This window comes from Flavobacterium fluviale (assembly GCF_003312915.1).
GTDB lineage: Bacteria > Bacteroidota > Bacteroidia > Flavobacteriales > Flavobacteriaceae > Flavobacterium > Flavobacterium fluviale.
The window spans coordinates 4,493,663-4,505,860 of the sequence record NZ_CP030261.1 but is presented as its reverse complement, the minus strand read 5'-3'; the positions used below and the strand labels follow the sequence as shown (position 1 = coordinate 4,505,860).

Here is a 12,198-nt window from a genome sequence, read left to right as displayed (position 1 = left end):
CACAATTTTTTTTCTAATTCTGAAGTTGGAAAGGTTTTTATTTTTAATAGATTGCAAAAGTTTTTCTTTTTCAATTTTATTTAAAAAACTATAAATTTAGAAAAAAATGTATCCCGCAGATTTTGCAGATTTTGCGGATTTTTTTCATTTTGGATGGCTTCAAAAGTTTTATTTCATGCAGATTTGCTCGCATTAAGGCAGATTTTTATCGGGTTTTATTCTAGAAATCTGCAAAATCTGCTAGATCTGCTAGAAAAATGACATAAAAAAACTTAGAGTTTTGTGTCTTCGCGGCAAAAGCAGCTATTTAGGAAAATCTTGACTCTGATAAGCACCTAAATCTGGCGGAGAAGTTCTCGTAATTCCTAAAATATCTAACGGAATTATATATGCCGGATTTCCTTTCGCGAAAGCGGCAGAAGTTTTATCAATGTTAAATTTATTCTGAGCGACATTATAAAACTTCGGATTTTCATTTAAAATGATATTGTTGTAATGCTGTGTATCTGATTTGAATTGATAATCAGGATTTGACGTATTTCCGAATTTCAGTAAACAATTATTGAACTGATAGACAAAAGCAGCGCTTGTGTTTTTACTCAAATTCAATTCGTTAAAATTAGAACCGAAAATAATGCAATTATTGAAAGTTGCATTTGTCAGCGCATTTGTCTCAGGAGTTTTGCCGGTTAAGCTATTGCTTAAACTGACTGCAAAATGCGAAGGGTTTGACCAATTATTGTTAAAAGTACAATGCGTGAAACTATAATCGCCGCCGTAAACGCATAATAAACTTGCTATACCAGCATAATTGATTACGATGTTTTCAGCAATAATATGACTGTTTTCAGCTAAAATTCCGTATTCAACACAATTGTAAATCTGCGTATCTTTAATTTCAACCGTGTTGGATGGATTTTTAAAGTCTAACCCAGTAACCGCATTTTTTAAAGTCAAATGATTGATAGAATGATTAGCACTTCCGTTAGAAAAAATAACCGATTTCCACTGTCCAGGAATATTAGAATATAAAGATTCTAAACGGTCTCCTTCAAAAATAACTTCATTTTCTAATTGATCCGTTTTTGACGCTGTTCCGTTAATCTGCAATGAAGCATTATTGCCAACATATAAACCAGAATTAGCGTGAAAATGGACTCTTGCGCCGGCTTCAAAAGTTACGGTTTTATTATCTGGAACTCCTGCGTATCCGTAGATTACGTAAGGTTTTTGTTTGGTAAAAATCAATTCGTTTCCGTTAACTGCATCACTTTCACTCAAATAAAATCCATCAACATCTTTGCCGTCGATTTTAATTTTTTCTTTTGTTCCATCAGGATTTTGGTTAGGGTATAAGAAAACAGCATCTTGAATCAAAGTAACTAAAGCTGCTTCCTGAAGATTAGCCCCGCTGTCGAACTGGATTTCATCCGTATATAGAAAATCAGTCGGATTGGCATCTGTAATATCTGCTGTTGTTTCTATAAAAATATACAAACTGTCTTTCGCTAAAAGCGTAACATCTTTAAAGATCTTGCCGTTAGTGCCGGTCATTCCGTCAACGGTCATGCGGTATTTAGAACTTAAACCTTTTTTAAACTGTACAATTGGAATCGAGATGTCGTTTTTACTTCGGTTGTAAACTTTAAGCTGATAAGTGCTGGAACCAATATTTTTAAAAACAGTATCTAAATAAACAGTGTCTTTTGAAAACTTTAAATCTCCTGTACTAGCAACAGTATCAAAATCAGTTCGACATGAACCAAAAGCTAGAATTAAACCCAGAATAAAGATTGTAAAGTATTGACGCATTTAAATAGTTTTTTTTAGCCACAGATTAAAGAATTAAAATGATTTTTTGCCTCGAACTCCACGAATTTTAATTCAATTCAATTCCTGACTGTTATTTTTTTAAATCCATAAAATCTGTGTAATCTGTGGCAAAAAAAATAATTAACGCCAAAGATTGATTTTGTAAAAATAGCAAAAAACTGACAAGTTCATAAATGATTTTCAATTTAGAATCCGATTTTTCGATTTGTGTCTTATCTTTCTTTAATTTTACGTTTTTAAAGTTTATTTTAATGAATCATACAAAAGAGCAGATTTTGGCGCGATGCAATGAGTTTTCTAAAAACACTTTGATGGAAACGCTGAAAATAGAATATATCGACGCCGGAGAAGATTTTTTAACTGCAAAAATGCCTGTAAATCCAAGTGTTCACCAGCCAATGGGATTGCTGCACGGCGGAGCTTCTGTAGCTTTAGCAGAAAGTGTAGGAAGTGCGGCTTCTTTCTTTTTTATCAATCCGAAAGAGCAGGAGGTAAGAGGTATCGAAATTTCGGCAAATCACCTAAAAAGTATTCGTGAAGGTTATGTTTTTGGTACAGCCAGAATTATCCATAAAGGAAGAACGGTTCATTTGTGGGAAATTAAAATTACAGATGAAGCTGGAAATTTGATTTCGCTTTGCAAATTGACGAATATGGTTTTGGATAGAAAGAAAAGTGAATAATTATGAATCCATTTTTCTTAAAAATTAAAAATCATAAAGAACAAAATTTACCATTTGTACTTTATTCCAAACCCAATACTACTAATCTTATTGGGATTTTACAGCAGAATAATACTTTGTACACCGTTTCGGATTACAGCGAAAAAGGCTTTGTTTTTGCTTCTTTTGATGAAAAGCAATTGATTTTAATTCCAGAAAGCGAATCGGAAATTATTACTGCAGAAAAAGAAGTTACAGCATTTGAACCTGTCAAAATTGATGATTTAAATTTTAATCCTGAACCGAAATTTCAATATGAATATTTGGTTGCGCAGGGAATCAATGCCATTAAAAATGGAGAATTCAAAAAAGTCGTTTTATCGAGATGCGAAGAAGTTCCGTTAACGGAATTTGATTTTGTTGAAACCTTTCAGCATTTGGTTCAATTGTATCCAGCGACTTTCTGTTATTGCTTTTTTCATCCAAAAATTGGACTTTGGATGGGAGCAACACCTGAAAAGCTTTTAAAAGCAAATGGAAATGTTTTTGAAACAATGGCTTTGGCGGGAACGCAGAAAGATAATTTAGAAACTGAAATTGTCTGGCAGCAAAAAGAAAAAGACGAACAGCAGTATGTAACCGATTTTATTGTAAAAAGACTTCGCGAATTTGCGGCTTCGGTTGTGGTTTCAGAACCGTACAGTCTTAAAGCGGGATCGATCTGGCATATCAAAACAGATATTTCTGGAGTTTTAAATGATAACTCCACTTTAGAAGAAGTTATTGATACCTTGCATCCAACGCCTGCCGTTTGCGGTCTGCCAAAGAAAAAAGCAAAAGCATTTATTATTGAAAATGAAAACTACGATAGAACTTTCTACACAGGTTTTTTAGGCGAATTGAACAGCAGTTTTTCAGGAAATAATGCAAGTTCTGATTTATTTGTAAATTTACGAAGCATGCAGATTCAGGAAGACAAAGCCATTTTGTATATGGGATGCGGTATTACCAAAGAAAGTATTCCAGAAAAAGAATGGGAGGAAAGCGTCAACAAATCGATGACGATGAAGAGAGTTTTGAAAAGAGATTAAAAAAATAAGTTTTCAGTCGCAGTCACAGTTTTCAGTTTTGCTGAGACTGAGAAGTGCGACTGAAAACTGTGACTAAAATAAAGACAATGAAATTAGACATATTGGCCTTTGGCGCGCATCCAGACGATGTAGAATTGGGATGTGCGGGAACAATTTTAAAAGAAGTATCACTTGGTAAAAAAGTGGGTATTGTTGATTTAACGCGCGGCGAATTAGGAACGCGCGGAACTGCAGAAATAAGAGACCGGGAAGCGAAAGATGCTGCAAAGATTTTAGGCGTCGCTGTGCGTGAAAATTTAGCAATGCGTGATGGTTTTTTTGTGAATGATGAAAAACACCAATTAGAAGTCATTAAAATGATTCGTAAGTATAAACCAGAAATTGTATTGTGTAATGCAATTGATGACCGCCATATTGATCACGGAAAGGGAAGCAAATTAGTTTCTGATTCTTGCTTTTTATCTGGTTTAATGAAAATAGAAACTTCCATTGATGGAGAGAAACAAGAGGCTTGGAGACCTAAAGTGGTATACCACTACATCCAGTGGAAAAACATTACTCCTGACTTTGTCGTAGACATTACAGGTTTTGAGAATAAAAAAGTAGAAGCGATCTCGGCATATAAAACACAATTTTACGATCCGAATTCAAAAGAACCTGCTACGCCAATTACCAGTAAAAACTTCTTTGAAAGTCTAAATTACCGCGCGCAGGACTTAGGAAGATTAGTTGGGAAAGATTTTGCTGAAGGTTTTACTGTTGAAAGATGTTTGGCAGTCAATAGCTTAGAAAATTTGTTGTAAATTTTTCATTTTTTTCTTTGTAGAAGTAAACCTTTGTTATATATTTGCACTCGCTAAGCAAAAATGGTGGTTGTAGCTCAGCTGGTTAGAGTAGCGGTTTGTGGTGCCGCGGGTCGCCGGTTCGAACCCGGTCAGCCACCCAGATTTAAAGCCTTGAAGAAATTCAAGGCTTTTTTTGTTTATAATCCCTTCGGGAAAATTTCAATATTTTAAATTCCAAATTCCAATTTGATATAACTTATGGTTTCATCCGTGAGAGATTGGAATTTGGAATTTTTTTATTGGAGTTTCATAAAAAAAGCACAACTGTTAGGTTGTGCTTTTCTGGTGGTTAATATATTTGGTTTATGTATTATCGAATTTCATCAAATGTATTTCCTTGTTTAATATCACCGCTTTTAAAGCCTTTCGTAAACCAATACATTCTTTGTTCTGAAGTTCCGTGAGTAAAAGAATCTGGAACCACGTGGCCTTGCATTTTACTTTGTATGGCATCATCTCCAACCGCATTCGCAGCACTTAATGCTTCCTCAATATCTCCAGGGTCTAAATTTTCTTGATTGTAGTGAGCCCACACTCCTGCGTAAAAATCAGCTTGCAGTTCTAGCGCAACCGATAATTTATTGGCTTCTGCTTCACTTTTTCCTTGTTGGTCCTGACGCATTTTGGAGGATGTTCCTAATAAGGTTTGAATGTGATGACCAATTTCATGCGCAATAACATATGCGATCGCAAAGTCACCTCCTTTAGCACCAAATTTTGTTTTTAATTCTTCGAAAAAAGCTAAATCCATATAAACCTTACGGTCTCCAGGACAATAAAACGGACCAGAAGCTGATGATGCACCACCGCAGGCAGTTTGTACAGAGCCTTTAAAAAGAACTAATTTTGGTTTCTCGTATGTCATTCCGTTTTCTGAAAAAATTTTGCTCCAGATGTCCTCATTATCGGCCAAAATAACTTTTACAAAGTTTCCCATTTCTTCGTCCTCTTTGCTTAAAGGAACTGCAGTTTCAGTTTGTGACTGTCCGCCCTGCATTTGTTCTAGAATTGGTGCTATCTGCTGGCCGGTTTCGCCGCCAAAAACATTAAGTAATAAAATAATTATACCAATAACACCGCCTCCTGCGATTACTTTCCCGCCGGATAAACCTCTTCTGTCTTCTACATTGTCACTTTGTCTTCTGCCGAGCCACTTCATATTGAATTGTTTTTAAACTTATTATCGAATTGATTGTACGAATTTATATATTTTTTATGATAAATTTTGCAATCGGAGATGAATGTTTTTAAAAAAGATTTTATTAAATTTTTAGTGTAAAAGACTGCTTTTTAAATTCTAATTTTTTTCAGAAACCGCGACTATTACTGAATAAAAAATTACCCAAGCCACTTAATTAATGTTTCCTCAACACTTCCTTTCATAATAGGTTTTGAAATATAATCATCCATTCCAGCAGAAATACATTTGTTTCTTTCGTCTTTTTCTGCTCCGGCTGTAACCGCAATTATCGGAATATCTCGTCCTTTTTTGGTGTTTCTAATGGCTCTTGTAGTTTCGTAACCATTCATAATTGGCATTTGAATATCCATAAAAACAATCGTCGGATTAATTTTTTCAAACTGCTGGATTGCTTCGTAACCATTTTCGCATTCGCAGATGTAAGCCTTACTGTAAAGATTTTTAATAATTGTTTTAAGAAGAAGCATATTTACTTTGTTGTCCTCGACAATTAAAAATGTAATATCATGATCGTTTGGTTCGCTGTCCTCATGGTCCAATTCGATATTTAAACTTTTAAGTTCCGCGTTGTATTTATCACTAATACTTTGGTTGCTCGTTTTTAGGTTTAAATCAAAGTAAAAAGTGCTTCCTTCGTTAATTTTGCTTTCAAGCTGTAAACGGCTTTCCATCAAAGCAAGAAGCTGATTAGAAATCGTTAAACCTAATCCTGTTCCTCCAAATTTCCTAGTTGTAGAACTATCTTCCTGCGAAAACGCTTTAAAGATTTTCTTTTGGTTCTTTTCTAAAATCCCTATTCCTGTATCAATAACAGCAAAGCGAATGACACAATTGTTGTTTTTCTTTTTTTCTAATACCGACACATTTAATTTTATAGAACCTTCGCTCGTAAATTTTACTGCATTCGAGAGAAGATTAATCAAAATTTGTTTGATTCTTACAATATCTGTCCAGATATATTTTGGAACATCGGGATCTATATTCAATTCGAGTTCCAAGTTTTTTTGATTGGATTCGTAGACAATTAAATCAAAAACTTGTCCTAGTACTTTCTTGATATCATAAAGATCAATAAACAGCTCTAGTTTTCCTGCTTCGATTTTGGAGAAATCCAGAATATCATTTATAATTTCGAGCAGCGAATGCGCCGACTGGTTGATAGTGGTCATGTATTTTTCCTGAATTTCTTCAAGATCAGTTTTCATCAATAAATGAGTAAAACCAATAATTCCGTTGAGCGGCGTTCTAATTTCGTGCGACATATTGGCCAGGAAATCCGACTTAGATTTATTTGCCGCTTCTGCTAACTGCTTGGCTTTTATAGCATCTTCTATTTCTTTTTTATTGGTGATGTCAAAATAAATTCCGCCGACAAATTCAATTTCATCATCTCTTTTAATCACGTCTCCAAATTCTTCTACCCAAATGTATTCGCCAGATTTGCGCTTTATGCGATAAACATTATGCAAAGGCATTCCTTTTTGAAGATTATCAATTTGGCTGTTTATAACTTCTTCTTTATCATCATGATGAATTAGAGACAGAAACGATAAATTGTTTTCTATGAATTCAGATTTTGAATATCCGGTTAAATTTAAAACTTCATCATTAAGGAAAATTTTTGTTGAAAAAGCATCAAATTTGGACAAATAAACCGTGCCAGGAATGTTGTTTGCAATAAGTTTAAATTTTTCTTCACTTTCCAGAATTTTATTTTCATTTCGATTTCTTTCCAATGCAGAAGAAATGTTATTCGCTAAAACTTGAAAGATATAAATTTCTTCTTCGGACCATCTTTTTTCTTTGGTACAATCATCAAAACCTATAAAACCAGTAAAAATATCGTTGATATAAAGCGGTAAAATTAAAATAGATTTGATTTCATTATTAATCAATAGTGTTTTAAAAAATCCTTCATCAAGTTTTCTGGTAAACGTATTTAGAATTTTCTTTTGCTGTGCCGCCTCGTAGATTTCTTTTAAGTTATCTTCGGTCATGTGGCGCAGAGGCGTAATTTGGTGTTCAATTCCCTCACGCGACCATTTGTATTTTTGGCTGACAGTATTGTAAATCGGATCTTTTTCGTAGTAATACATATGATCTACTTTGGCCGCTTTTCCGATAATGTCATACGTTTCCTGAAACATTTGCTGCGTTGTTTTACTCAGCAGGAATTTTTCGGTGCATAAAGATAAAGCAGATAAAAGATGGCTTTTGAATTCTAGTCTTCTCTCTGCTTCCAAGCGCATTTGAGAGGAAATAGCCAGCGAAATTACATCAGATATAGTTCTGGCGTAGTTAATGTCTTCATTATCCCATTCGCGTTTTCTTTCGGTGCTTTCAAAGCAGACAACGCCCGCCAATTGTCCTGTGAAGAAAATGGGAACATCAAGCATTGACTTGATATTGTTTTTGGTAAAATATATTTTTTCAAATTCAGATGTTTCTAGTTTATTAAAAACATCCGGAGCATTGATAATCGCTTTATTGCTTAAAGTTTCGAAATAAATTGGATACGATTCTTTATTTAAAATGTTTTTGTCGTTTAAATTTTGGTTATCCAGGCTATAAAGATTTTTGCAGGTAATTAAATCTTTGTGATATTTCCAAAAACTCACACGATTGGCGTTACTTATTGTTGCCGCTTCTTTAATAATTAGGTCTATAACAGTGTTTAGTTTGTCGTATTTGCTAAAATCGGTAGTTGATAATTTTTTGGTTGAATTATTATACGCCTCAATTTTTTTAAGACGTCTTTTTTTCTCATTTTCGATATTCTTTTTCTCAGTGATATCTCTTGCAATTCCAGAAAAGCCTGTTGTTATTCCGAGATCATTTCTGCGAACAATAATTTTCTGCGAAACCCATATTTCTTCTCCATTTTTCTTTAATATCGGAATCTCAATTATTGGATAATTGTTTTCATTCAGAGCTAAATTTTCGTAAAAATCAACAGCGCTTTTAATGTAATGTTCTTGAATAAAATTAGAATAATGTTTCTGAATAATTTCCTTTTTAGAATAACCAAGAATAGAAAAACCAAATTCATTTATAAAGGTAAAATGTCCTTCTGCATCAATTTCAAAAATAATATCCGTTGCTGTCTGAATTAGATTTTTATATTGATCCTGAACAATAATCTGCTCTGTAACGTCCTGTCCGATACTAATAATTAAATCATCAGAAAATTTTTTGTCTTTCCATTGAATGTACTTAAACTCTCCATTCCCGCTTTTTAATTTTCTGATGTAAAGTTTGTTTTCATGGTTTTTAAACGGATTTAATTTTTCTAGAAATTCTGAATCCTGAGTTAATTCCCAAAAATTTAATCCCATTACTTCTTCTGGCTGATAGCCTAAAATTGGTGTTACCGTTTCACTGCAGAATAGAATTTCGCCTTTTTTGTTGAAGGCAATGGTAAGTGAATTTCCTTTATGCACAATTTCACTTGCAAATCTAAAATTGTCGCGGTTGTTTAATAAAACAGCGTATTTTACTTGATTTATAATGAAAATAAGAATGCAGAAGTTCAGCAGTAAAATAGAAGATTTTACTGGAATCAGCTGAAAAGTTACGGTTGCAACTAAAAACAAAAAAGTCAGTGCTGCAAAAAGCCAATAGATTTTTATAGGTTTAAGAATGCTGTAAGAAAAGAAAAAAGAAATCAAGAAAACGATAATCGGGACAACATCATTGGAAAGTGTAACGATATTGAATGCTACATAAGCCATGTAAATAAAAAAACAGCAAATAAAAATCTGCTGAATTTTATCCCGAATCCATTTGATTTTATTGGTTACAGCATACAAGAGAAGTACGCACACGCCAATTGAAACATTTACCACTAAAAGGCTTTTAGGCCTGATTTTGAATATCTCATTAATGATTTCGATTACAATAACTGCAATTCCAAAAAATAGAATATAAAGCTGATATTCTTTACTTATTGTTTCCTGCTCTTTCTTTTTTTCGATGAAATAGCCAATTTTAGCTTTGATCTTAAAAAACTGGTAAACTAAGAGCGAAAGGAAGGCAAGCAATGACAATCCTAAAACAATAAGTTTAGGATTGTTGTAAAAAATGATATCCGAATTAGAGGCATACCATCCGGTCATAATTGATTCCATGATATTTCCAATGCTGGAAATTCCTGCAATAACCGAAGTGAAAATACTATAGTCTGACGCCATAGATTTTAGGTATGTTGGTTTAGTAAACGGCCTTTTGAAAAATCTTAAAAAGAATTGGTTAAGTTCTTTTGCCGATAAGATTTTTCTATTTTAATCTACATTCGATTTTCCAATTGAATCAATTGTATCCTCTTCCTGTATTCCTAAAATCGCAAAATAAGATGCATAAATCATTGAGCTGTTAAAAACGAAAGTAAAGATAATCCCCACGCAGCACGCGAAAATACCAATCAATGAGCCAATAAAGCCTAGAATAAAAAATGCAAATAAGTTAAGCGGATTTTTAGTGACAATAATAATACTTGATTTTATAGCATCTATTGCATTCAAATTCCCGAAAATAACTAGCGGAAGCGTCAAATACATGAAATAAGATACCATAAACGAAATTACATTTCCAACATACAAGATATCGTAACTATCTACAAGATTGGCAAGTGCAGTTCCTATAATTGATGGAATAAAAGCCACAACGAAAAGCTGCGCGAAATATTTTCCTTTGTAATACGTGAAAATTGTAGATACGTTAAATTCAACATCTCTATCTGCACTATCAGCCATTTTTAGAAAACCTGCAGAAAAAGGAGCTAGTAGTCCTGCCAAAACAGAAACAGAAACTGTTTGTATTACAAGTTCTACACCTGTAAATTTTTGGTTGCTAAATTCTGTTAAAAAATCTCTTGTCAGACTTTCTACTCCAAAATAAGCAATCATAACTCCCATGTAAATCATAAGAGCGATGATGGAGAAAACCAAGATAATAAGTCCAGAATAAAGCGCTATTTTTTTATAGTTTTCAAAGGCGTGATTGAAAACTGTAGCAAAATCAAGGGAATAGCCATTTTTTTTAATGTCCTCAATTTGGGCAAGTGTAGATTTCATTTTTATTGTAAAATTGTTTTATAGACTTTTGTATTTGAAAGTATCTTAACGTAAATATAATATTTTTAATCAATTCCGTATAAAAATCTACAAAACATTACGAACAGTTTTTACGGGTTTAAAGCCATTCTAAAATTCGTTTTACAGAAGCTAATTTGTCTTTGTAAGGTGCATAACGCATAGGAAGATCCAGCCAATTGCCTTTTTTAACAACGGATTTATGATGTGAGAATGTATCAAAGCTAAGCTGGCCGTGGTATGCGCCCATTCCGCTGTGGCCGACACCGCCAAAAGGAAGCCTTTTATTAGAAAAATGAACAACTGTATCGTTGATGCATCCGCCTCCAAAAGAGTATTTCTTAATTAATTTTTTAGTAAACGAATTATTTTCACTAAAAATATAAAATGACAGAGGTTTCTCATAACGGGAAACAACCTTTTCGATGTCATTTTCATTTTCATAAGTAAGGATGGGTAAAATAGGACCAAAGATTTCCTCTTTCATGACCGGACTGTCTAAATCTGGTTCTTCTAGTAAAGTGGGAGCAATGTAGAGTTTGTTAGCATCGCTTTCGCCGCCAAAAAGAATATTTTCATTCTGAATCATATTGGTCAAACGATACCAGTTTTTGGTATTGATAATACGCGCTAAATCTGGTGATTTGTCTATTTTTTTTCCATATGCCTTAATGATTTCTTCCATTAAATAGGTAATAAAATTGACTTTCATGTTTTTCTGCACCATGATATAATCTGGAGCGATGCAGGTTTGTCCGGCATTAATGAATTTTCCCCATACAATTCGTTTTGCCGCTAGTTTTAGATCGGCAGTTTCGTCAACAATGCATGGGTTTTTTCCGCCTAGTTCTAACGTAACGGGAGTTAAATTTTCGGCAGCAGCTTTTGCAACAATCTTTCCAACCGCAGCACTTCCAGTAAAAAAGATATAATCCCATCGCTGTGCTAATAATTGATTCGAAACTTCAACACCGCCCTCAAAAACTTCGACATGATTGATGTGGAATGTTTTTTCAATAATCCTTGCAATTACAGCAGATGTATGCGGGGTAAGTTCTGATGGTTTCAAAGTAACTTTGTTTCCTGCAGCGACAGCGGCAATAAGAGGGCATAATGCTAATTGAAAGGGATAATTCCAAGGAGCAATTATTAAAACGCTTCCATAGGGTTCTTTATAAATTTTATCAGTAGAAGGGAAGTTTAATAACGAGGGAAAAACGCGCTTGGGTCTGGCCCATTTGTTAATGTTTTTAATAACATCTTTTAGTTCCGAAATAACATAACTTGTTTCTGTAACAACAGCCTCAAACTCTGGTTTTTTAAAGTCATCGTATAAAGCTTTAATAATTAAATCTTCGCTTTTCTGAATGTTGTACAATAACTTTTTCAGTGTTTCTTTTCGATATCCGATGTCACTTTTATAATCCATTTTGTGATTAGCTTGTTTTTTAGTCTCTGCAAGTTAATCGATAAAAA

8 protein-coding genes and 1 tRNA gene are annotated in these 12,198 nt (G+C 33.6%); 4 read left to right on the top strand and 5 right to left on the bottom strand.

The features are described from left to right. Positions 1 to 303: 303 nt before the first annotated feature. Positions 304 to 1,812: a hypothetical protein gene (locus HYN86_RS19440; protein WP_113679546.1), complete on the bottom strand. Its 1,509-nt coding sequence runs from the start codon at positions 1,810 to 1,812 to the stop codon at positions 304 to 306. Between the two features lie 272 nt (positions 1,813 to 2,084). On the opposite strand from HYN86_RS19440, the gene HYN86_RS19435 reads away from it, so the two are divergent. From HYN86_RS19435 to HYN86_RS19420, 4 genes are all read left to right on the top strand, one after another. Next, positions 2,085 to 2,516, top strand: a complete 432-nt coding sequence (locus HYN86_RS19435; RefSeq protein WP_057117009.1) for a PaaI family thioesterase — start codon at positions 2,085 to 2,087, stop codon at positions 2,514 to 2,516. Between the two features lie 2 nt (positions 2,517 to 2,518). Further along, entirely contained in the window at positions 2,519 to 3,586 is a 1,068-nt protein-coding gene (locus HYN86_RS19430) for a chorismate-binding protein (RefSeq protein ID WP_113679545.1), read from the top strand. 86 nt (positions 3,587 to 3,672) lie between these two features. Continuing rightward, complete coding sequence (bshB1, locus tag HYN86_RS19425) at positions 3,673 to 4,389, top strand: bacillithiol biosynthesis deacetylase BshB1 (protein WP_113680010.1); 717 nt, start codon at positions 3,673 to 3,675, stop codon at positions 4,387 to 4,389. A 66-nt stretch (positions 4,390 to 4,455) separates the two neighbouring features. Then, positions 4,456 to 4,529, top strand: a tRNA-His gene (locus tag HYN86_RS19420). Positions 4,530 to 4,741: 212 nt separating this feature from the next. On the opposite strand, the gene ypfJ is transcribed toward HYN86_RS19420, so the two are convergent. The 4 genes from ypfJ to HYN86_RS19400 form a co-directional block, all read right to left on the bottom strand. Further along, positions 4,742 to 5,590 (bottom strand): KPN_02809 family neutral zinc metallopeptidase, encoded by an 849-nt coding sequence (gene ypfJ / locus HYN86_RS19415; RefSeq protein WP_113679544.1) that lies wholly within the window; start codon positions 5,588 to 5,590, stop codon positions 4,742 to 4,744. A gap of 179 nt (positions 5,591 to 5,769) precedes the next feature. Continuing rightward, entirely contained in the window at positions 5,770 to 9,822 is a 4,053-nt protein-coding gene (locus tag HYN86_RS19410; RefSeq protein ID WP_113679543.1) for a PAS domain S-box protein, read from the bottom strand. A 90-nt stretch (positions 9,823 to 9,912) separates the two neighbouring features. Further along, positions 9,913 to 10,704: a hypothetical protein gene (locus HYN86_RS19405; protein WP_113679542.1), complete on the bottom strand. Its 792-nt coding sequence runs from the start codon at positions 10,702 to 10,704 to the stop codon at positions 9,913 to 9,915. Positions 10,705 to 10,822: 118 nt separating this feature from the next. After that, on the bottom strand, positions 10,823 to 12,151 hold the full coding sequence (locus HYN86_RS19400) for an aldehyde dehydrogenase (RefSeq protein WP_113679541.1): 1,329 nt from the start codon (positions 12,149 to 12,151) through the stop codon (positions 10,823 to 10,825). Positions 12,152 to 12,198 lie beyond the last annotated feature (47 nt).